17 protein-coding genes and 2 tRNA genes are annotated in these 21124 nt (G+C 72.1%); 14 read left to right on the forward strand and 5 right to left on the reverse strand.

Features of this window, described 5'->3' with window-relative positions; translation table 11 throughout:
* Positions 1–2: 2 nt before the first annotated feature.
* Positions 3–4319 (reverse strand): PAS domain-containing protein, encoded by a 4317-nt coding sequence (locus RKD23_RS19525; RefSeq protein WP_424854828.1) that lies wholly within the window; start codon positions 4317–4319, stop codon positions 3–5.
* Between the two features lie 234 nt (positions 4320–4553).
* Positions 4554–5015 carry an SSI family serine proteinase inhibitor gene (locus RKD23_RS19530; protein ID WP_424854829.1) on the reverse strand — a complete coding sequence of 154 codons (462 nt, stop codon included), beginning with the start codon at positions 5013–5015 and terminating at the stop codon, positions 4554–4556.
* 226 nt (positions 5016–5241) lie between these two features.
* Here RKD23_RS19530 and RKD23_RS19535 point away from each other — a divergent pair.
* A tRNA-Ser gene (locus tag RKD23_RS19535) sits at positions 5242–5332 on the forward strand.
* 135 nt (positions 5333–5467) lie between these two features.
* On the opposite strand, the gene RKD23_RS19540 is transcribed toward RKD23_RS19535, so the two are convergent.
* Together RKD23_RS19540 and RKD23_RS19545 are read right to left on the reverse strand one after the other, a co-directional pair.
* Positions 5468–5878 (reverse strand): peptidase inhibitor family I36 protein, encoded by a 411-nt coding sequence (locus RKD23_RS19540; protein WP_404036713.1) that lies wholly within the window; start codon positions 5876–5878, stop codon positions 5468–5470.
* Between the two features lie 90 nt (positions 5879–5968).
* The gene (locus RKD23_RS19545; RefSeq protein ID WP_424854830.1) at positions 5969–6994 is read right to left on the reverse strand and encodes a hypothetical protein; all 1026 of its coding nucleotides are present in this window, start codon (positions 6992–6994) and stop codon (positions 5969–5971) included.
* 278 nt (positions 6995–7272) lie between these two features.
* On the opposite strand from RKD23_RS19545, the gene RKD23_RS19550 reads away from it, so the two are divergent.
* The 3 genes from RKD23_RS19550 (at position 7273) to RKD23_RS19560 (ending at position 9087) form a co-directional block, all read left to right on the forward strand.
* Positions 7273–7345 (forward strand) — tRNA-Arg (locus tag RKD23_RS19550).
* 732 nt (positions 7346–8077) lie between these two features.
* Positions 8078–8599 carry a hypothetical protein gene (locus RKD23_RS19555; protein WP_424854831.1) on the forward strand — a complete coding sequence of 174 codons (522 nt, stop codon included), beginning with the start codon at positions 8078–8080 and terminating at the stop codon, positions 8597–8599.
* Positions 8596–9087 (forward strand): hypothetical protein, encoded by a 492-nt coding sequence (locus RKD23_RS19560; RefSeq protein WP_424854832.1) that lies wholly within the window; start codon positions 8596–8598, stop codon positions 9085–9087. The genes RKD23_RS19555 and RKD23_RS19560 overlap by 4 nt, the downstream gene beginning before the upstream one ends.
* A gap of 216 nt (positions 9088–9303) precedes the next feature.
* On the opposite strand, the gene RKD23_RS19565 is transcribed toward RKD23_RS19560, so the two are convergent.
* A complete protein-coding gene (locus tag RKD23_RS19565) occupies positions 9304–9726 on the reverse strand; it encodes a hypothetical protein (RefSeq protein WP_424854833.1) in 423 nt (140 codons plus the stop codon).
* Between the two features lie 270 nt (positions 9727–9996).
* Between RKD23_RS19565 and RKD23_RS19570 the strand changes: the two genes are divergently transcribed.
* The 10 genes from RKD23_RS19570 to RKD23_RS19615 all read left to right on the forward strand — a co-directional run bounded on the left by RKD23_RS19570 (position 9997) and on the right by RKD23_RS19615 (position 21100).
* On the forward strand, positions 9997–10872 hold the full coding sequence (locus RKD23_RS19570) for a BRO-N domain-containing protein (protein WP_424854834.1): 876 nt from the start codon (positions 9997–9999) through the stop codon (positions 10870–10872).
* Positions 10873–11015: 143 nt separating this feature from the next.
* A complete protein-coding gene (locus RKD23_RS19575) occupies positions 11016–11891 on the forward strand; it encodes a DUF2797 domain-containing protein (protein ID WP_424854835.1) in 876 nt (291 codons plus the stop codon).
* Positions 11892–11917: 26 nt separating this feature from the next.
* On the forward strand, positions 11918–12397 hold the full coding sequence (locus tag RKD23_RS19580; RefSeq protein ID WP_424854836.1) for a hypothetical protein: 480 nt from the start codon (positions 11918–11920) through the stop codon (positions 12395–12397).
* Between the two features lie 114 nt (positions 12398–12511).
* Positions 12512–12883, forward strand: a complete 372-nt coding sequence (locus RKD23_RS19585; protein WP_424854837.1) for an antibiotic biosynthesis monooxygenase family protein — start codon at positions 12512–12514, stop codon at positions 12881–12883.
* A gap of 78 nt (positions 12884–12961) precedes the next feature.
* Complete coding sequence (locus RKD23_RS19590; protein WP_424854838.1) at positions 12962–13702, forward strand: response regulator transcription factor; 741 nt, start codon at positions 12962–12964, stop codon at positions 13700–13702.
* Complete coding sequence (locus RKD23_RS19595; protein ID WP_424854839.1) at positions 13699–15324, forward strand: HAMP domain-containing sensor histidine kinase; 1626 nt, start codon at positions 13699–13701, stop codon at positions 15322–15324. Before RKD23_RS19590 ends, RKD23_RS19595 begins: the two co-directional genes overlap by 4 nt.
* 14 nt (positions 15325–15338) lie before the next feature.
* Entirely contained in the window at positions 15339–16613 is a 1275-nt protein-coding gene (locus tag RKD23_RS19600) for a glycosyltransferase (protein ID WP_424854840.1), read from the forward strand.
* Positions 16610–18772 (forward strand): ArnT family glycosyltransferase, encoded by a 2163-nt coding sequence (locus RKD23_RS19605; RefSeq protein WP_424854841.1) that lies wholly within the window; start codon positions 16610–16612, stop codon positions 18770–18772. The genes RKD23_RS19600 and RKD23_RS19605 overlap by 4 nt, the downstream gene beginning before the upstream one ends.
* Positions 18773–18821: 49 nt before the next feature.
* The gene (locus tag RKD23_RS19610; RefSeq protein WP_424854842.1) at positions 18822–20240 is read left to right on the forward strand and encodes an MFS transporter; all 1419 of its coding nucleotides are present in this window, start codon (positions 18822–18824) and stop codon (positions 20238–20240) included.
* A 110-nt stretch (positions 20241–20350) separates the two neighbouring features.
* Complete coding sequence (locus RKD23_RS19615) at positions 20351–21100, forward strand: TetR/AcrR family transcriptional regulator (protein WP_424854843.1); 750 nt, start codon at positions 20351–20353, stop codon at positions 21098–21100.
* Positions 21101–21124: the final 24 nt, after the last annotated feature.

Raw genomic sequence — 21124 nt, forward strand, 5'->3', positions numbered from 1 at the left:
CCCTAGTTGGTCCCGATCCGGGCCAGCAGGTCGACGATCCTGGCCTGCACCTCGGCGCTCGTGGAGCGCTCGGCGAGGAACAGCACCGTCTCGCCCGACGCCAGACGCGGCAGGTCCGCCGGGTCGACCGCGGCCGTGTACACCACCAGCGGGGTGCGGTTGAGCTGCCCGTTCGCGCGCAGCCAGTCCACGATCCCGGCCTGGTGGCGGTGCACCTGCATCAGGTCCATCACCACGAGGTTCGGCCGGAACTGCCCCGCCAGTGCCACCGCGTCGGCGTCGCTCGCGGCCCGCGCCACCTGCATCCCGCGCCGCTCCAGCGTCGCCGTCAGCGCCAGCGCGATCTCCGCGTGCTCCTCGATGAGGAGGACCCGCGGCGGGTGCTGCTCGCTGTCGCGCGGCGCCAGCGCCTTCAGCAGGACCGCCGGATCGGCGCCGTACGCCGCCTCGCGCGTGGCCTGTCCCAGACCGGCCGTCACCATGACCGGCACCTCGGCGGTGACGGCCGCCTGCCGCAGCGACTGCAGCGCCGTCCGGGTGATCGGCCCGGTCAGCGGGTCGACGAACAGCGCGGCCGGGAACGCCGCGATCTGCGCGTCCACCTCCTCGCGCGAGTGCACGACGACCGGCCGGTACCCGCGGTCGCTCAGCGCCTGCTGCGTGCTGACGTCCGGCGCGGGCCACACCAGCAGTCGCCGCGGATTGTCCAGCGGCTCCGGCGGCAGTTCGTCGTCCATCGGCTGCGGCCGCGGCGTGTCCGCGACCTCCACCGCACCGCCCGGCCCGTCCAGCGGCTCGGGCCCCTCGGCGGCGTTCTCGTCCGGAGCGCCTATGGCGTACGACCGCCCCGCGCCCTCCGACGCGTTCGCGCCCGGCAACGGCTGCCCGGCCGGCGTCTGCCCGGCCGGCGTCTGCCCGGCCTGGGGATGCGGCCGCGCCGACTGCTCCGGCCGTCCGTCGCCCTGTCGTACGGCGGTGGGGTCCGGGGGCGTGCCGAGCTTGCGGCGTCGCCCGGAGCCGCCCGGCTGGTGCGGGGCCGGAGTGGCCGTCGGCAGCGGCTGGGGCTGCTGCACCTGCTCGGCCTGCCGGGTGAACGGCACACCCTGCCCCAGCGTGCGCACGCTTATGGCACGGCCCTGCGTCGAGTTCGGGTCCACCGGGGCGGAGGCCTCGGCGGGCAGCGGCTGCGCCGCGGGGGCGCCGGGGGGCCAGGTCGTGGGCCTCGGGGTGCCCGCGGCCGGGGTGCCGGGCGTCTCCTGGGCCGGGGGCAGCGGCGCCGCCGGGGTGGGGGTGCCCGCTGCCGGGGTCGCGGGCGCCTCCGCGGGGAGCGGAGCCGCGGCCGGGAGGGGCTGGGCCGGGGCGGGCGCGGGCTGGGACTGGGCTGCGGGCGGGGCCTGCTGGGCCGGGACCGTCTGCGCCGGGGCGAGCTGGACGCCGTGGCCGTGAGTGCCCTGGGCGGGGAGGGGCTGGGGCGGGGCCATGGGGGTGCCGTGGCCGTGGGTGCCCGTGACCGGGACGCCCTGGCCGTGCGTGCCGTGCGGAGCCTGCGTGCCCTGGGGCGGCGTCGGCATGCCCGGAGCCGCCGGAATGGCCTCGCCGTGCGTGGCCTGGGCCGGGACGCTGACCTGGCCCGCCGCGTTGTCCGGCTGCTGGACCGGGACGCCCTCGGCGGACGGCGGCGCCACGGCGCGGCGGCGGCGTCCGGTGGGCGCGGTCGTGGGGTGCGGCTGCGGCGGGGTGTGGTCGGCGGACTGGTCGTGCGGGACCGCGTCGTGCCGTCCGTCGTCGTCGGAGGGGAGGGCGGACGGGAGCCCCTGCGCGGGGACGGGGGCGGGGGTGGCAACCGGTGCCGGTGCCGGCACCGGAGCAGGTGCGGGCAGGGGCTGACCGCCGGGGGCACCGGGGGCTTGGGGGGTGTCGTCGGCCGGCCGGTCCGCGTCCGCGGGGGGCAGCGCGAACACCGTGCGAGGCGCCGCCTCCTGCGCGTTCGCCCGCTCCTGAGCGGCCGCGAGGGCACGCCGGCGGCGCCCGGTGGGCTGCGCTCCGGAGGCCAGTTCCAGGGCCCCCGCCTCGGCCGGCTCGGCGGACGCCGAGGGCAGCGCGGCCGGCAGCGCGTGCTGGTCGGGGGCGTGGCGGGCCCGCCGGCCGGTGGGCGCGGGCACGCCCTGCGGCGGCACGGTCCCGCCCAGTCCGGTCCCGACGGCCGCGGTGCCCGCGGCATGTTCGTCGGCGGTGACGACGGACCCCTCGGCGACGCCGTTCACCGCCACGGCAGCCCCGTGCGGCACCGGCAGACCGGCCCCCGCGGTCGCGTCGGCCGTCTCACCGCCCGCCGGCTCCGCCGGACGCCCGCGGCGCCGCCCGGTACCGCTGCCCGAGGGCTCCGCGGCCTCCAGCGCGGCGGGTGCCTGCGGCTGCGGCACGTCCGCCACGGCGGCCGCGCGCCTGCGGCGCCGTCCGGTCGGTACGCCCGTCTCGGTGTCGGTGCCGCCGTCGGCCGCGCCAGGAACTTCGCCGGGGACCTCACCGGGCAGCTCGGCGTCCAGGAACGCGTCGGTGGAGCTCCGCCGGGCCCGCCGTCGGCCACCCGAGGTCTGCCCGGCCTCGGTGGGCGCCTCCGGCACGGGGGCCTGCGCGGCCTCGGCGGCAACGGAGCCCGCGCCGCTGCCGATCGGCACTTCGAGGACGTACGCGTTGCCGCTCATCCCCGGCACTTCGTGCGTCTGCAGGACGCCCCCGTGCGCGCGCACGATCCCGCGGACGATCGGCTCGTGCACCGGGTCTCCCCCGGCGTACGGCCCGCGCACCTCGATGCGGACGACCTCGCCGCGCTGGGCGGCCGCGACGACGACCGTGTTGTCCATGTAGCCGCCCGCGGACACGGGCGCGTTGCCGGTGGCGTCGACGCCCGCGACGTCGGCGACCAGGTGAGCCAGCGCGGTGGCCAGCAGGGCCGGCTCCACCTCGGCCTCGATGGGCGGCGCGTGCACGGCGAACTGCACACGGCCGGGCCCGATCAGCTCCACGGCCCCGTCGACACCCGCGGCGACGACGGAGTCGAGCATCACCTTCGTACGGGCGATCTGGCCGCTGCCCGCGTCGAGGCGCTGGTAGCCGAGGACGTTGTCGATGAGGGTGGTGATGCGGGAGTAGCCCGCCGAGAGGTGGTGCAGGACCTGGTTGGCCTCGGGCCACAGCTGTCCGGCGTCGTCGGCCGCGAGCGCGGCCAGCTCGCGGCGCAGCTCGTCCAACGGCCCGCGCAGGGAGCCGCCGAGCAGCGTCAGCAACTGCTCGTGCCGGGCGGCCAGCGCCTCGTGGCGGTCCTTCTCGCGCTCGGCGAGGGCGGCGTACCGGTCCTCGCCGGCCGCCAGCTCCTCCGCGTGCGCCTCGCGCAGCTCCTCCAGCTCGGCGGCGTGCTGCTCGCGCAGCGCGGTGAGCTCGGCGGCGTGCTCCTCGGCGAGCCGCTCCAGCTCCTCGGCGTGCGCGGCCTCGAGGGCGACCTTCTCCTCGACGAGGGTGTCGTAGGGACGGCGGTCGGCGAAGGTCAGGACGGCGCCGACGAGCTGGTCGCCGTCGCGCACCGGAGCGGTGGTGATGTCGGCGGAGACCTTCTCCCCGCTCTTGGACCACAGCACCTGCCCGCGCACCCGGTGCTTGCGCCCGGAGCGCAGGGTGTCGGCGAGCGGCGACTCGTCGTACGGGAAGGGGGAGCCGTCGGCGCGCGAGTGCAGCACGAGCGTGTGCAGCTCCTTGCCGCCCAGGTCGCTGGCCCGGTAGCCCAGTATCTGCGCGGCGGCCGGGTTGACCAGGACGATCCGGCCGTCGGTGTCCGTGCCGACCACGCCCTCCGAGGCGGCCCGCAGGATCATCTCGGTCTGCCGCTGCGAGCGGGCCAGCTCGGCCTCGGTGTCGATGGTGCCGGTGAGGTCGCGCACGACGAGCATCAGGAGCTCGTCGGCGGCGTAGCCGTAATTGTCGTACGCCTGCTGGCCGTTCTCCAGATTCGCGCTGGTGACCTCGACCGGGAACTCCGAGCCGTCGGTGCGGCGCGCGATCATCCGGGTGGGCCGGGTGCGGGCGCGCGGGTCGACGTGGTCCGGGCGGCGCATGGAGCCGGGGATCAGCTTGGAGTCGAACTCCGGCAGCAGATCGAGCAGCCCGCGCCCGACGAGTGCCGTACCCGGTGCCTCGAACGCCTCCAGCGCGATGGCGTTGGCGTTGACGACGGTGCCGTTGGCGTTGACCAGGACCAACGCGTCGGGCAGGGCGTCGAGTATGGCTGCGAGGCGAGCAGCGCCTCGGGGTGGCCTGCTGCTCACGAGACGCTTCCCTCCTGTTACCGCACCTTGCCGACCGCTCGGGCCATCTTGCCAACCGGCCCGCGGGGTGTCACGCGAGGGAGTCTAAGGGCTGACGTTGCGCTCGCGACGCCCGATACGGCAGACGTCGCACGACCCGGGGACAGCTCGGCGCGAGACCCGCACCGGCCGGGCGCGAGACCCGCACGGGGCCTCCACAGACGTGTACGCGCGCGTGTGCCCTGGTCACCCCGGTCAGCCGCCCGCCGCGGGCAGCAGCGGCACGAACCGGTCCCAGCGCTCGATCTCGCAGCCGTTGCTGCGGTCGAACCGCGCGTCGACGGGCCGCCCGGCCCACACTCCCGTCACATGGGCGGTGGCTGGCCCGCCGTACTGCATCGTGCAGACGCTGCCGTCGGGCACGGGCGCGAAGGGGTCCGTGCCCCACCGGGTGTTCTGCTCCAGGGCCCGGCAGGCCCCGGCCGGATCGCGGTGGCTGCCGCCGCTGGGCCGGCAGGTCACCTCGTACGTCCCGTCGACCGCGCCACGCGCGTCCCGAACGGTGACGGTCAGCCGGTCGCCCTCCAGGGGCGGCGGCGCGGCCGGGGAGGGCGCGGCGGAGGCGACGGGCGCCGATCCGAGGACGGCGAGCGCGACGAGGGCGAGCCTGCTCAGGGTGCGAGAGGAGATCAGGGTGCGAGAGGAGAGGTGTGACATGCCCTGCCCAACGCGGCCGGGGCCCCGGACGTTGCGCCCGGCGGGGCCGGACGTTGCGCCCGGCGGGGCCGGACATTGCGCCCGGCGGGCCGGGACGCGCATGGGCCGGGAAGCCCTTTGCCCTGCGGGCCGCCTGCCTAGTACCGTGGGAGCCGATTGGTGACACGACGCTCGACTGTGTCATCATCTGCACGCGCCCTTCGCGCTCGCGCGGATGGGTTGTGCTGGAGGCGTCGCCTAGTCCGGTCTATGGCGCCGCACTGCTAATGCGGTTTGGGTCTTAAAGCCCATCGAGGGTTCAAATCCCTCCGCCTCCGCTCTCTGCTCAGGGAGTTCGGTCGATATCCGATATCGGCCGGACTCCCTGAGCTTTTTGCATTCCTGCGCCGTGTACGGCGGACGAACCCGCCGAGCAGCATGCCCGGCGGGTTCGAGGCGGGAGAGAGAGGTGATCAGCCGGTGGGGCGGGCGGAGCTGATCGCGTTCTTGAAGGTGGAGGAGGCGTTGCCCGCGTAGCCGGCCGGGATGTAGCCGACGGTGCCCGAGTAGTCGGAGCCGGTGTAGACGGACCACTGGCTGACGTCCATGTTGTGGTACGACGCCGCGTTGTTGTTGACGCTCTGGCCCGAGCCGGCGCAGGAGCCCTTGAAGACGTCGCCGCTGAAGTTCGAGTCCGGGTAGAAGATGTCGAAGACGCAGCCGCCCTGGTCGGAGTTGTAGTAGAAGCCCATCTCGTACTGGGTGAGCAGGCCGTTCTTCTCGGTGAGGGCCGAGGCGGGGCCGGCGGTCAGCAGGGTCATGCCGACGGCGGCGGCGACGGAGCCGACGGTGAGGCCTATGCGGGAGCCGGTGGTGCTGAACATGAGTACCCCTTCTTCATGAACGCGTCATACCTGACAGCGCCCTGTGCGGTGCTGGTCGGTGTTTCTGTCAGCTGTTTCTGTCCACGCCGGTCAGCGGGTCAGGCCGGCCGCTCGCTTCAAGCGGTCCGCCTGCTGCTTCCTGGCGAGTTCGAGGGTCGCGGCGTGCTGGGCGACGAGCCGCTTCTGGTACGCGGACTGGACCGTGTACCGGACGCCGACGAGGTTGACCTTCTTCTTGCAGGCCACGTCCGCCTGCGCGGCGGCGATCGCGGCGGGCCCCGAGGGGGCGTCCTGCAGCCCGAGCTGCTGCACGGCCTTCATCGGGTCGGCGGCCTTGTCGTAGCCGGCCGTCCGCATACAGGCGGCCCACGCCGCGTCGTTGCGCCGCACGCGCGCGTCGGCCTCGCTCTGCGCCTTCGACTGGGCCTTGAGGTTGAAGACGAACATGATGTCGACCGAGTCGGCCGTGGGCGCGTACAGCTTGAGATAGGACTCGCGGTTGCAGCCGCCGACGGGCACGGCCTTCCCGCCGACCTTCCGGCCGCTGCCGCCCTCCCGCTCGGCCTCCTCCTGGCTCATCGGCATCTCGGCCGGAGGCACCCGCTCCCCGTACAGCGTCAGCCGCCCCTCCTCGGACAGCTCCGCGCCGGCCGGCGCCCGCCGGTCACCGGCCGCGGGATCGCCATACCCGTACCGGGCGGCCTCCTCCGCGTCGACCACCCCGAAGACCCGGGCGTTCAGGGGCCGGGTCGTGTGGGCGGTCCGCTCCGGCGGTACGTAGTCGAAGCCGTACCGCGCCATGCACCGCACGGCGAGTTCGTCCTGCGCCCGCTCCAGCAGGGCCTGGTCGGAGGGCCGGTGGTCGTAGGCGTCCAGGGGGAAGGTGAGACGGGCGGTGTCGGACAGGACGGGGATCGCACCGAGGCGGGGCGGCGAGGCGACGGGGGTGGGGGCGTCGGGAGCGGCGGGAGCCGAGGCGCCCGGGGCGCCAGGGGCGCCAGGGGCGCCAGAGGTGTCCTCCCCACCACCGCAGCCGGCGAGCATCAGCGCCGCGACACCGATCCCGAGCGCACGGCACAGATGTACGGACCGGCGACTGGGACGTGCGGCGGGCATACGGGTCCTTCGGCAGGAGTGCGGGGGCTCGGAGGCGGCCAGGCAGTGATCATCTTCGAGCGGAACCCAAGCATCTGTCTACTGCCATGAACCCACCGTTCCGGCAGGACCCACGCTGTCCCCGGCTTGCACCCGTCACACCGCCACTTTGGCGTTTCCGCAGGTCAGGCCGGGTGTGCCTAATGGATTTCACATGTCGGCGGCAGTCATGTAATGTTCTTCCTGTCGCCGCGAGCGGGCCGAAAGGGCCGGGAGCGGGGGCGAAAAACAAAAGACAAGCACTCGTAGCTTAACGGATAGAGCATCTGACTACGGATCAGAAGGTTGCAGGTTCGAATCCTGCCGAGTGCACACAGGTCAAAGGCCCCCCGGGATCATCCCAGGGGGCCTTTGACATCAGCGGGTGACATCAACGCGGTTGGAAACGGGGCTCATTCCTCGGCGCCATGACGTGCGCGTAGGTGTCGAGCGTCATGGTGAGCGTGCTGTGCCCGAGTGTCTCCATGATCGTGCGAGCGTTCGACCCCCTGAGCGAGCAGGAGTGAGGCGCAGGTGTGCCGGAGGTTCGCGTCCCGGCGGAGGAGCGTGCGCATGCGGTTCAGGCTGCGGGGGTCGGTCACCCGGCGGACACCGTGGTGAAGATCGGGCGGTCTTGAGGAGCAGGCGGACATCTCCGGCGTCCAGCGGGTGCACCTCCTTGGAGTCGACGGTGGGGGTCTCCATGTTCCGAGCGGCGTTCCGGGCGATCAGTTCCTCGCGCATCGCCTGCCGTAGCGCGGACCGCAGGACGGCGTGGACGTACTGGACGGTGCGAGCCGACGGGCGACGCTCACAGCAGCGGCCCACGGCGCAGCACGACCGTTTCTCCTCCGGCCGCTCCTTGTCCGCCCCGCGCAGGCGGCCGAAGTCGCTTCGCCGGCCTGGTTCCAAAGCTGCCCAATACCCACCGAAAACACCAGGGGGCACATTGAAGCCTCACGTTTTCCTCAGAACCATGACCTTTCGATCGTCGCGGACATGTCCTGTGCATAGTGTCCAAGTGCTCGATCGCCACGGGGGCGATTGACAAAACAAAGGTGTCACATGGGCATCAGCTCACGGCGCGCATTGACCAGCGCTGCCACAGCACTGCTTCTGGGCCTCACGACTGCACACACTGCCGCCGCGGAGGAAGTGCCGTCCGAGAGTACGGCAGCCGATCAAACGACGGACATCAACGACAGACAGGGTTGGGAAGACGCCGAAGAGCAGCCGCTCACCGACGTTGTACCGCTGGTGTGTGACAGCCCGGAGACGTGGTACACCATCACGTCAAAGAAGGCGACCCACATCCCGTCCTGGTGGAACGGCACCAGCTACAAGGACGGCCCGGGCGGCACCATGAGCGTGTCGGTGACCAAGAGTGGCACCGGACACACTTACACGCACGACATCGGCAGAAACAAGTATGGCCATCTGCAATACGGTGCGTCGGGCTACGTGACGACCTGGAAGAAGTGGCGTTCCAGCGGCGGACATAGCTGCAACACCGTCGAGATCGGTCATGGAAAAGCGACCTTTCCCACGTCCGAAACCGGCTGGAAGTACTGGGAAACCTCCGCATGATCAACGTGAGCCCGCGGGCCTGGTTCGCCGGTGCTGTGGCAGCGTCGGCCCTGCTGCTGACCTCGTGCACTTCCGACAGCGGTGACGGCGAGGCCACCGATCCCCAGTCGTCACCGCCCTCTGTGAGCGAGTCTCAGGATGCAGCCAGGGCGCAGGAGAAGAAGCTCACCGATCAGGCCCAGGCCGCCCTCGCCGCTGTTCAGGTCGGGAAGCTGCTTGAGGCTGGTGCCGAGCGCGTGACCGACGGTATCCACACAGAGCCCACCCTGAGCCAGGGCAAGACATACAAGCTCAACTTGGTGTGCGTGGGCAGAGGCAGCGCGCACGTGACGTTTACACCGGCGGACACCGGCTCGAAGGTCGAGGTGCCGTGCGACCAGTCAGTGGTCCAGCAGCGGATAACCGCGCACAAGCTGCCGGTGCGCATTGATGTCGAGGGTGTCAAAGGATCTACAGGTGTGATCGCCTGGGAGATCGACCGGATCTGACTCGGCTCCAGTGTGTACAGCAGCGGCGCACAGCAACCACTGCACCCATGTGCACCCGGTAGCGTCCTCACAGGGCCATAGCGCAACCGGATGACCAACAGCGACCGATCCGTCTACGGATCAGAAGGTTGCAGGTTCGAATCCTGCCGAATGCACATGAATCAAAAGGCCCCGGTGATCACCGGGGCCTTCTGCTGTTGGCGCCCAAGTCGGTTGTCAGCCGGAGGCGGTGGACGGAGGGCCGTTCCTTCTTGTGGCGGTGAGTACGGCGCCGATCACGCCGGTCAGTGCGGCCGTCGTGGCGAGGCTGCCGATCAGGACCATGGTGACGCCGACCAGGAAGAGGCCGCTGGCGTCGTCCGACCAGTCGACGAAGGCGGAGACGGCCAGGCCGAGGGAGATGCCGAGCACGGCGGCCACGTAGTGGCGGCGCGAGGCCGCCCAGTACAGCGGGGGCAGCAGGCTCAGCACCAGGCCGATCACCTGCCAGGCCTCGTAGGGGCCCGTCGTCGAGCCGTCCGGATGCACGTCGCGGTGCTGGTCCCACCCCAGCCAGCCCGCCCACGCACCTGCGGCCACCGCCGTCACCCCGAGGGTGGCCAGCAGCTGGTGGAGGGCTTTCGGTCGTCGTCGTTCCATGGCTCCAGCCTCGGGGCTGCGGGGGTGAGCGGCCAGGGTGCAAGTACTCATGTTCTTCCGAGTACTTGGGTGTCGGGGGGAGGGCCTGGCTGGGGGCTCGCTCGGAGGTGGTGAATCGATACGTCTGTCATCTATCGGGTGAACGTGCTTTCTGTGGCAGGCAGTTGGGCCGCCTGCGTCCCTAGCTTCCGGGGTGGAGGTGATGCTCGATGTATGAGCAGAACGAGATGCCGCCGAACGGATCGGCGGTGCAGCGGCGGGACGCGATCGATGTCGACGACTTCGTGTTCGGGGCGACCGGGGCACGGGTGCGGAGGCTCACGACGCCGGAGGGGGGAGTACTGGTTCCCGGCGGCGGACCTGGCGCGCAATCTCGGGTACGCGAACACGCGCCAAGCCCTGCGGCTGCATGTCGACCGCAGTCTGCAGAAGACCCTCGGTGAGATTGCACGAGGCGTCTATACAGTAGACGCCTTGCGGCAAATCGCAGGTCAGAGGCTTCAACGGTCGATGTGGATGGTGGACCTCAGGGGGCTCGTCCAGCTGGTGAACGGCTGCACCAAACCCGAGTGCAAACCCTTCAAGCTATGGGTCTCCGAGGTCATCGCCACCCTCCAGCGCGACGGCTCGTACACCCTCGAACCGGCCCCGGTGCAGCCCGCCGCCGGGGGTGGGACTGCGTATGTCATGCCGGAGGAGGTCGCCGAGGCGATCGTGCGGCTGGAGGAGCGGAACATCCGGGCGGACGAGATGTTCGCCGCCGCGCAGGCGGAGCAGACCCGCATCCAGAGCTCCATCGCCGACGCCCTCCACCACATCGCCCACAGCCTCGACCGGCTCGCCGATCGGTTCGACGGGCCGCGGGAGGGCGGTGCGAGGGAGGTGTCCACCGCCACCCCTCAGCAGTTGCTCGCCGCCTGGCGGGCGAAGAACCTCGTCGTCACGGAGGACGTGCACGCGGTCGCGGCGTACCTCGCGCCGGCGCTCGTGCGAGGGGAGGCGCGGTGCCGGGTGGAGGACGTGGCGGAGCGGACCGGGCTGACGGTCGAGCGGGTGGTGGACTGCGTGCGGATGCTGCTGAAGCGGGGGTGCATGCGGCAGCGGGGATGCGCGGAGGACGGGACGCCTGTGTACGTGCTGCCGTGAGGCGCGGAAGGCGCCGGAGGCGGACCGGAGAGGCCCGAAGTCGCAATGCGAGGTTGCGGCTTCGGGCCTTTCCGTGTGCGTGACCCTAGCGGGCCTCGGCGGTCCGAGGGCGTTGTCAGTGGTGGGTTCTACTCTCATGAGTGATGGGACAGGCGTGGAAGTGCTCGGGGCTGCGGTGGTCGGCGGACGGGCCTGTGCTCGTGTGGGATGGGGGCCGGGCAAGTGCGCTGAGCTGGGGGAAGCGGGTCGCTTTCGAGGTCGTGGAAGGGGGTGTGCGGACGTGTGTGGGAGCCAGGGGGCATCCGTGTCCGGTGGGAGCGGTGGTGTCGGGGCGCAGTACCGGCGCGCGGTGCGAGGAGTGCGCGCGGCTGGACCGGGCGCACTCCGTCGCCGCGGACACGATCGCGGACGACCCGAGGACGTACCACGTGTACGTGGCCTGGTTCGGGCCCGGCCTGCTGAAGGTCGGCATCACCGCGCTGGAGCGGGGTTCGGCGCGGCTGCTGGAGCAGGGGGCCGTGTGCTTCAGCTGGCTCGGGCGGGGACCGCTGATGGCCGCGCGGCGCACGGAGGAGTTGCTGCGGGCGGCGCTGGGGGTGCCGGACCGGATTCCGTACGCCGAGAAGCGTGCCGTACGGGCCTCCCTGCCGGCCTCCGAGGCGGAGCGGGCCGCCGAGATCGAAGACCTGCACGGCCGGGCGCTGGCGCTGAGCGGCTGGCCGGAGTCGCTGGAGCGTGAGGCGTTCGCCGCGGTCGATCATCTGGAGGCGTTCGGGCTGCACGCGGCGCCGGCCGCCTTCGGGGAGGTGAGCGAGCTGGTCGCGGGGGGCGGCGTGAGCGGTGAGCTGGTGGCCGCCGCCGGGCCCGATCTGCATCTGGCGACCTCGCGCGGGGTGGTCGTGCTCGACAGCCGGTTGATGACCGGGTGGGAGTTGGGTCCGGCGACCGCCGGGCACTTGTTCGCCCTGCCCCTGCGGGAGTTCAAGGGCGAGGTGCATCGACAGGACGGGTTGTTCTAGGGAGTCGTGGAAACGGGGGATTCAGGGTGGAGCATGACGTCGTCGTGCAATGGGTGCAGACCCGGTGGACCAAGCGGTCGCGCGGAGGTGAGGCCGCGGCCCGGCGGAACGCGGCGCCCGTCGGGTTCCTGCTGCCCGCCGGGGTACCGCCCCTCGCGCACACGGTGGGGATGCTGGAGCGGGACGACTTCGCGCCCTTCGAGGACCGGGTGGAGCGCAAGCGGGTCGATGTCCGGCTGCGGGAGACCGACGGACGGCTGGCCGTCCTGCCCAGGGTGCAGCCGCTGTTCGGGCTGCCGCCCCGGCGCCGGCGGCCTCCGGCGGTGCGGCTGATACCGGGGCAGTGGGTGCGCTGGCAGCTCAACTACCGGTTCAGCAGCGCGGCGGGCATGCAGGACTGGTCGTACTGGCTGGACACGTTCAACATCGGCTACGGCGCGTTCGCGGACGACGTGTTCCTGGGTGAGCCCACCTTTCTCGTCGACGAGCGGGGGCCGCTGCGGTAGGCCGGTGCGCCTGTGCCGTCCACGAGGGGGCCGAGGTAAAGACTTGGATCCCCTATGGATCCCTTTCCGTAAGAGGCGTGGATCAAGGGCAGGTCGCCGGGCATCGTGGCGGGCATGACCGAGAACGCGACAGCGCCGGTGGGCGCACATCAACCTCCGTACTACGCCGTCGTCTTCACCTCCGTACGGACCGACCGGGACGAGGACGGATACGCCGAGACCGCCACGCGGCTGGGGGAGCTGGTGCGGGACGTACCGGGGTTCCTCGGGGAGGACTCGGCCGGTGCGCCGGGTGGGCTCTCGATCAGCGTGGCCTACTTCGAGGACCTGGCCGGGATCGAGCGGTGGCGGGCGGACGCCGAGCACCGGGCGGCCAAGGAGAGAGGGAGGGAGAACTGGTTCGAGCGGTACACGATCCACATCGCCAAGGTCGAGCACAGCCACTCCTTCGAGCGGGCGCGGCCGGCTTTCCCAGGCGGTTCCTGAGACGTACCTGTGCGCTTCTCAGCGAATTCACAGATTCCAGAAAGGGTGCTCTCAGAGGCCGCCGACACTCTGGGGCGTATGACCACGACCTCGCCCCAGGGGCGCACCGAACTGCTGAGGCCGGACGGGAGCCCCGTCCGCGTGCTGGTGGTGGACGACGAGCAGTCGATCACCGAGCTGCTGTCCATGGCCCTGCGCTACGAGGGATGGCAGATCCGGAGCGCGGGAGACGGCCAGGGTGCCGTGCGCAGCGCGCGGGAGTTCCGGCCGGACGCCGTCGTCCTGGACATGATGCTGCCCGACATGGACGGACTGGCCGTCCTCGGCCGGCTGCGCCGGGAGCTGCCGGACGTGCCGGTGCTGTTCCTGACGGCCAAGGACGCGGTGGAGGACCGTATCGCCGGGCTCACCGCCGGTGGCGACGACTACGTCACCAAGCCGTTCTCCCTGGAGGAGGTCGTCGCCCGGCTGCGCGGGCTCATCCGGCGCGCCGGTGCGGCCGACCGCCGTTCGGAGTCCGTGCTGGTCGTCGGTGACCTCACCCTCGACGAGGACAGCCACGAGGTCACCCGCGGGGGCGACAGCATCCACCTGACGGCCACCGAGTTCGAGCTGCTGCGGTTTCTGATGCGCAACCCGCGACGCGTGCTCAGCAAGGCGCAGATCCTGGACCGGGTGTGGTCGTACGACTTCGGCGGGCAGGCCAATGTCGTCGAGCTGTACATCTCCTATCTGCGCCGGAAGATCGACGCCGGACGGGAGCCGATGATCCACACCCGGCGCGGCGCCGGCTATCTGATCAAGCCCGCCGTCGCGTGACCGGGCGACGGCGGACGCGTGCGCGGCGGTTCGGGGCGGGACAGCCGCGCACGCTGCGGACGCGGCTCGTCGTCGCGTCCGTGGTGCTGATCGCGGTGGTGTGTGCGGTGATCGGCACGGTCACCGCGATCGCCCTGCGGTCCCATCTGTACCAGCAGCTCGACAAGCAGCTGGACGAGTCCGTGATGCGCGCGGTCGTCGGGCCGCCCGACGGGAAGCCCGGGGGCGCGGGGCGCGCCGCGACCGACCTCGACGACTTCGTCACCCGGGGTCCGCAGCCCAAGGGCACGGTCCTCGCCGAGGTGCGGGGCGGCACGATCATCGACGCCAAGGTCGGCATGGAGACCGACGACCCGTACGGCGACCCCGAGGACCTCACCGCGGCGCAGACGGAAGCGCTCGACTCGGTGTCCCAGGACGGGCGCAAGCACACCGTGGACCTGCCGGGCCTGGGCCAGTACCGCGTGCAGTTCGACACCGGCTTCGACGGCTCCCGCAGCTACTACGTGGCCCTGCCGACCAGCGGCGTCACCGGCACCGTCAACACCCTCATCCTCGTCGAGGTCAGTGTCACCGCCGCCGCGCTGATCGCCGCCTCGCTGGCCGGCACCGTCATCGTCGGTGTCGCCACCCGCCCTCTGCGCCGGGTCGCCGCGACCGCCACCCGGGTCTCCGAACTCCCCCTGCACAGTGGCGAGGTGAACCTCGACGAGCGGGTGCCCGAGTCGGAGTGCGACCCGCACACCGAGGTCGGCCGGGTCGGGGCCGCGCTGAACCGGATGCTCGACCATGTGCACGGCGCCCTGCACGCCCGCCAGGAGAGCGAGACGCGGGTACGGCAGTTCGTCGCCGACGCAAGCCACGAGCTGAGGACCCCGCTGGCCTCCATCCGCGGCTACGCCGAACTGACCCGGCGCGGCCAGGAACAGGTCGGCCCTGACACCCGGCACGCGCTGGGCCGGATCGAGTCCGAGGCGAGCCGGATGACCCTGCTCGTGGAGGACCTGCTGCTGCTCGCCCGGCTGGACGCGGGCCGGCCGCTGCGGTTCGAGGAGACCGACCTCGTCCCGCTGGTCGTCGACACCGTCAGCGACGCGCGGGCCGCAGGCCGCGACCACAACTGGCGCCTGGAGCTGCCCGACGAGCCCGCCCCGGTCGACGCGGACGCGGCCCGACTGCACCAGGTGCTGGTCAACCTGCTGGCCAACGCACGCACCCACACCCCGCCCGGTACGACGGTCACCGCGCGGGTGCGGCGCGCCGGGCCATGGCTGTGCGTGGACGTCCAGGACGACGGGCCGGGGATCGCGCCCGAGCTGCTCCCGCACGTCTTCGAGCGGTTCGCGCGCGGCGACTCCTCGCGCTCGCGGGCCTCCGGTTCGACCGGGCTCGGCCTCGCCATCGTCCAGGCCGTCGTGACCGCGCACGGCGGTGCCGTGACGGTGGATAGCGTGCCCGGGCGGACCGTGTTCACCGTGCACCTGCCGGTGCCCGTCCCGGTGACGGCCCCGGTCGCGGTGACGGCCCAGGCCCCGGCCCCGGCGAGGGCTGCCGGTCCGGCGACGGCCCTGGACTCACAGGTGCGGCACAGCCCCACCACACCAGCAGAACAGGCGACTTGACGACTGTCGTCGTCATGCGAACCGACTCTTCTCCCGGCACCCTGCCGGCGCGGGAGCACCTCCCGGCCGTGGCAGCCGGTACGCCGGTCCTGGACGTAGTGATCCCCGTTTACAACGAGGAGAAGGACCTCCAGCCGTGCGTGCAGCGGCTGCACGAGCACCTGGCCCGCACCTTCCCCTACCCGTTCCGCATCACGGTCGCGGACAACGCCTCCACGGACGCCACCCCGCAGGTGGCGCAGTGGCTCGCGGCGCAGCTGCCCGAGGTGCGCTCGGTGCGCCTGGAGCAGAAGGGGCGCGGCCGGGCGCTGCGGGCCGTCTGGTCGGCGTCCGAGGCGCCGGTCCTGGCCTACATGGACGTGGACCTGTCCACCGACCTCAACGCCCTGCTGCCGCTGGTGGCGCCGCTGATCTCCGGCCACTCCGACCTGGCGATCGGCTCCCGGCTCAGCCGCAGCAGCAGGGTGGTGCGCGGGGCCAAGCGGGAGTTCATCAGCCGCTCGTACAACCTGATCCTGCGCGGCTCGCTCCAGGCCCGCTTCTCCGACGCCCAGTGCGGGTTCAAGGCGATCCGCCGGGACGTGGCCCGGGTGCTGCTGCCGCTGGTGGAGGACACGGGCTGGTTCTTCGACACGGAGATGCTGGTCCTCGCCGAGCGCGCGGGGCTCAGGATCCACGAGGTTCCCGTCGACTGGGTCGACGACCCCGACTCCACGGTCCACATCGTCAGGACGGCGACCGACGACCTCAAGGGCGTCTGGCGGGTCGGCAAGGCGCTGGCCACCGGTTCGCTGCCGCTGGACCGGCTCACCCGGCCCTTCGGCGACGACCCGCGCGACCGTGAGATCAAGGACGTGCCCAAGGGCCTGGCCCGCCAGCTCGTCGGCTTCTGCGCGGTCGGCGGCCTCTCGACCCTCTTCTACCTCCTCCTCTACACCGGCTTCCGCTCCCTCACCGGCTCCCAGGCCGCCAACGCGCTCGCGCTGCTGGTGTCCGCGGTCGCCAACACGGCCGCCAACCGGCGCCTCACCTTCGGCGTGCGCGGCCGGGGCGGTGCCGTACGGCACCAGGCGCAGGGCCTGGTCGTGTTCGGCATCGGCCTCGCCCTGACCAGCGGCTCCCTCGCCGCCCTGAACACGGCGACCACCGACCCCGCGCACTCCACCGAACTGGCCGTCCTGATCGCCGCCAACCTCGCGGCGACGGTGCTGCGCTTCCTGCTCTTCCGGGCGTGGGTCTTCCCCGACCGCCCCACCGACACCTACCACCACCAGGGGGACTCCCGATGACCGCCCAACTGGCCCACGCCCCCGCATGGGCCCCGCCGGCCTCGGCCGACCGGCCGCCCTTCCTACGACGTCTGTGGCGCGGCCGCCCCGAGGACGCCCGCTGGGTGCGCCCGGCCCTCCTCGGCGCGCTCCTGCTCATCGGCGCGCTCTACACCTGGAACCTGACGGCCTCCGGGTACGCCAACTCCTTCTACTCGGCGGCCGTCCAGGCGGGCAGCCAGTCCTGGAAGGCGATGTTCTTCGGCTCGCTGGACGCGGCGAACGCCATCACCGTCGACAAACCCCCGGCCTCGCTGTGGCCGATGGCCCTGTCGGTGCGGGTGTTCGGCCTGAACTCCTTCGCGATCCTGTTCCCGCAGGTGCTGATGGCCGTCGCCACGGCGGCCGTGCTCTACGCCGCCGTCCGCCGCCGCTTCACCGCGACCGCCGGGCTGCTGACCGTGGCGGTCTTCGCGTGCACCCCGGTCGCCGCGCTGATGTTCCGCTTCAACAACCCGGACGCGGCCCTCGCCCTGCTGATGGCGACCGCCGTGTACTGCACGCTGCGCGCGCTGGAGAAGGCGCGGACGAAGTGGCTGCTCTGGGCGGGTGCGGCGATCGGACTCGCCTTCCTGGTCAAGACCCTCCAGGCGTTCCTGATCCTGCCGGTGCTGGCCGCCGTGTACGTCGTATGCGCGCCTACGACGGTGAGGAGGCGGGTCGGCCAGGTGCTGCTGGCCGGGCTCGCGATGGTCGTGGCCGGCGGCTGGTGGGTGGCGGTCGTCGAGCTGTGGCCGGCCTCCTCACGGCCGTACATCGGCGGCTCGCAGAACGACAGCTTCCTGGAGCTGACCTTCGGCTACAACGGCCTAGGCCGGATCAACGGCGACGAGACCGGCAGCGTGGGCGGCGGCGGTGGCGGCGGCCAGGGCGGCGGCTGGGGCGAGACCGGCTGGGACCGTATGTTCAGCTCCAGCATCGGCGGGCAGATCTCCTGGCTGATCCCGGCCGCGCTGATCCTGCTGGTGGCCGCGCTGTGGCTGACCAGGAAGGCCGCGCGCACGGACACCGCCCGGGCCGCGTTCCTCCTCTGGGGCGGCTCGCTGCTGATCACCGCGCTGATCTTCAGCTACATGCAGGGCATCTTCCACGAGTACTACACCGTCGCCCTCGCTCCGTACATCGCGCCGCTGATCGGCATGGGCGCGACCGTCCTGTGGGAGGAACGCGGCCGGGCCTGGGCCTCGTTGACGCTGGCCGGAGCGATGACGGCGACCGCGGCCTGGGGGTACGTCCTGCTGAACCGCTCCTCCGACTACCTGCCCTGGCTGAAGTGGCTGGTCCTGGTCGGCGGGCTGGTCGCCGCGCTGGGCCTGGTCTTCGTCACCCGGCTCGGCCGGCCGTTCGCCCGGGGTGTGGTGGGCCTCGGGCTCGTCGCCGCCCTCGCGGGTCCGATGGCGTACACGCTGACCACGCTCGGGGAGGGGCACAGCGGCTCCATCGTCACGGCCGGTCCGGCGGTCGCGGGCGGCCGGGGAGGCCCCGGCGGCGGCGGGATGCCGGGCGGTGCCGGGGGTGACGGGGGATTCCCGGGCCAGAACCAGCAGAACGGCCAGGGCGGGCAGGGCAACCAGGGCGGCCAGGCGGGCCAGCCCCCGACCGGCGGCTTCGGCGGAGGCTTCCCCGGCCAGAACGGCCAGAACACTCCTGGCGGACAGGGTGGCCAGAACGGCCGGACTCAGCCGACCGCCCCCGGCGGGACCCGAGGCGAAGCCGGCGGCCCCGGCGGCGTGGGCGGTCTCCTCAACGGCGCGAACGTCGGCGCGGAGGCCAAGAAGCTCCTGGTGACCGACGCCGGCAGCTACACCTGGGCGGCCGCGGCCATCGGCGCCCAGAATGCCGCGAGCTACCAGCTCGCCACCGGTGAGCCCGTGATGGCGATCGGCGGCTTCAACGGCACGGACCCGTCCCCGACGCTGTCCGAGTTCAAGAGGTACGTCGAGGAAGGAAAGATCCACTACTTCATCGCCGGAGGCGGCATGGGCGGCGGCATGGGCGGGGGCGGCGCTGGTGCCGGCACGTCGTCCGAGATCTCCGAGTGGGTGCAGGCCAACTTCAAGGAGGTCACGGTCGGTTCGGCGACGTTCTACGACCTCACGCAGGAGGCGGCCGACAGCTGACCGAAACCCGGTTGTACACCGTAAAGGGACTCCCTTACGGTGTACAACCATGTCCACCTCCCCCCACCCTCAGGGCCACCCGCAGCGCTGGCTCATCCTCGGCGTGATCTGCCTCGCCCAGCTCACCGTGCTGCTGGACAACACCGTCCTGAACGTGGCGATCCCGTCCCTCACCGCGGAGCTGGACGCGGCCACCGCCGACATCCAGTGGATGATCAACGCGTACTCGCTCGTGCAGTCCGGTCTGCTGCTCACGGCAGGCAGCGCCGCCGACCGCTACGGCCGTAAGAAGATGCTGATCGCCGGACTCGCCCTGTTCGGGGCGGGTTCGCTGGTCGCCGGACTGGCCGACAGCGCGGGGCAGTTGATCGCGGCGCGGGCCGGCATGGGCGTCGGCGGGGCACTGCTGCTGACCACGACCCTCGCGGTGGCGATGCAGATCTTCGCCCCCGAGGAGCACCCCAGGGCGATCGGCATCTGGAGCGCGGTCAACGCGCTCGGCTTCGCCTGCGGCCCGCTCATCGGCGGGTTCATGCTGGACCACTTCTGGTGGGGAGCGATCTTCCTGGTCAACCTGCCGGTCGCGGCCCTGGGCCTGGCCGCCGTGGTGGCGCTGGTCCCGGAGTCGAAGAACCCGCTGGGCGAGCGCCCGGACCTGCTGGGCGCTCTGCTCTCCACGATCGGCATGGCCGCGCTGGTCTTCGCGATCATCTCCGGCCCGGCGCACGGCTGGACGTCCGGCCGGGTCCTTGCCGCCGCGGGTGTCGCGGTCCTGGTCCTCGGGGCGTTCGCGTACTGGGAGAGCCGTATCCCGTACCCGATGCTCGACCTGCGCTTCTTCCGCGACCGCAGGTTCACCGGCGCGGTCGCCGGGGCGGTGCTGATCACCTTCGGGATGGGCGGGGCGCTGTTCCTGCTCACCCAGCACCTCCAGTTCGTCCTCGGATACGGCCCTCTGGAGGCGGGCCTGCGGACCGCTCCGCTGGCGCTGGCCGTGGTGGTGCTCAACTTCTCGGGGCTGTCGGCGAAGTGGACGACGAGCCTGGGCACGCCGGTGTCCATCCTGCTCGGCATGACGCTGATGGCGGGCGGGCTGGTGTCGATCGCCGTCGCGCCCGGCGGCTATGCCGGGACGCTGGCCGGGCTGCTGCTCATCGGGGTGGGCTGCGCGGTGGCCAATCCGGCGATGGCGCACGCGATCATGAGCGCGATTCCTCCGGAGAGGGCGGGTGTGGGGGCGGGCGTCAACGGGACGCTGGCCGAGTTCGGGAACGGGCTCGGGGTGGCTGTGCTGGGGGCGGTTCTCGTGGCAGGGGGTGCCGCGCCCTCTTCGACCAGGGCGTTCTCCGACGGGGTGTCCAGCAGTCTGCTGGTGGGGGCGGTGGCTGTGCTGCTCGGGGGAGTTGTCGCGGCGGCGTTGCTGCGACGGGCGGAGAGGGCAGACTCCGGGATGGTTGTCGCCCACTAGCCCGCTGGTCCGTGGTTCTTCGCGCCCTACGCGGTAGAGCCGCATATCGGGCACAGCCCCGCGCCCCTGGGGGCATACAGTGAGCCGAAGTCGAGGAGTTAGGTGCGCCGATGGTGAAGGCTGCCAGTGTGTGGCTGGAGGGGAAGGCCGCCCGGCGCGGGAAGCAAGGAAGCGGCGGGGGGCAGCCCTCAGGGCTGGACCGGGAGCGGATCACCGAGGTGTCCGTGCGGCTGCTGGACGCCGAGGGGCTGGCGAAGTTCTCCATGCGGCGGCTGGCCGGCGAGCTGAACGTGACCGCGATGTCGGTCTACTGGTACGTCGACACCAAGGACGACCTGCTCGAACTCGCCCTCGACCACGTCTACGGCGAGCTGCGCCTGCCCGACCCGGACAGCGGCGAGGACTGGCGGGCGCAACTGCGCGCGCTGGCCACGGATTACCGCGCGCTGCTGGTGCGTCACCCGTGGGTGTCCCCGCTCGCAGGCCGGTATCTGAACATCGGCCCGAACGCCCTCGCCTTCTCCCGCACGATCCAGCGCGTGATCCGCAGGGCGGGCCTGCCGGCGCGCGGGGTGACCGGCGCGATCTCGGCCGTCTTCCAGTTCGTGTACGGCTACGGCACGATCGAGGGCCACTTCCTGTCCCGGGTCGCCGACGCCGGGATGACCCCGGACCAGTACTACGCCCACGCCATGAGCGCCGTCACCGAGGCCCCGGGCACCGGCGAGGTCATCGAGGAGGCCCGGGATCTGATGGAGGCCCGCGGCGGCGACACCGTCGCCGAGATGCTCGACCGTGACTTCGACTTCGCCCTGGACCTGCTGGTCGCGGGCATCGAGGCCATGGCCGAGCGCGGCTGAGCCGTACGTCAGTTGGTGAAGTGG

The organism is Streptomyces sp. SAI-170 (assembly GCF_049739565.1).
Lineage (GTDB): Bacteria > Actinomycetota > Actinomycetes > Streptomycetales > Streptomycetaceae > Streptomyces.

Coding starts and splice junctions, on each gene's coding strand:
- RKD23_RS19530 (WP_424854829.1), bottom strand. CDS start 5,015: ATGTCACACCTCTCCTCTCGCACCCTGATCTCCTCTCGCACCCTGAGC.
- RKD23_RS19540 (WP_404036713.1), bottom strand. CDS start 5,878: ATGTTCAGCACCACCGGCTCCCGCATAGGCCTCACCGTCGGCTCCGTC.
- RKD23_RS19545 (WP_424854830.1), bottom strand. CDS start 6,994: ATGCCCGCCGCACGTCCCAGTCGCCGGTCCGTACATCTGTGCCGTGCG.
- RKD23_RS19555 (WP_424854831.1), top strand. CDS start 8,078: ATGGGCATCAGCTCACGGCGCGCATTGACCAGCGCTGCCACAGCACTG.
- RKD23_RS19560 (WP_424854832.1), top strand. CDS start 8,596: ATGATCAACGTGAGCCCGCGGGCCTGGTTCGCCGGTGCTGTGGCAGCG.
- RKD23_RS19565 (WP_424854833.1), bottom strand. CDS start 9,726: ATGGAACGACGACGACCGAAAGCCCTCCACCAGCTGCTGGCCACCCTC.
- RKD23_RS19570 (WP_424854834.1), top strand. CDS start 9,997: ATGTCGACGACTTCGTGTTCGGGGCGACCGGGGCACGGGTGCGGAGGC.
- RKD23_RS19575 (WP_424854835.1), top strand. CDS start 11,016: ATGGGACAGGCGTGGAAGTGCTCGGGGCTGCGGTGGTCGGCGGACGGG.
- RKD23_RS19585 (WP_424854837.1), top strand. CDS start 12,512: ATGACCGAGAACGCGACAGCGCCGGTGGGCGCACATCAACCTCCGTAC.
- RKD23_RS19590 (WP_424854838.1), top strand. CDS start 12,962: ATGACCACGACCTCGCCCCAGGGGCGCACCGAACTGCTGAGGCCGGAC.
- RKD23_RS19600 (WP_424854840.1), top strand. CDS start 15,339: ATGCGAACCGACTCTTCTCCCGGCACCCTGCCGGCGCGGGAGCACCTC.
- RKD23_RS19605 (WP_424854841.1), top strand. CDS start 16,610: ATGACCGCCCAACTGGCCCACGCCCCCGCATGGGCCCCGCCGGCCTCG.
- RKD23_RS19610 (WP_424854842.1), top strand. CDS start 18,822: ATGTCCACCTCCCCCCACCCTCAGGGCCACCCGCAGCGCTGGCTCATC.
- RKD23_RS19615 (WP_424854843.1), top strand. CDS start 20,351: ATGGTGAAGGCTGCCAGTGTGTGGCTGGAGGGGAAGGCCGCCCGGCGC.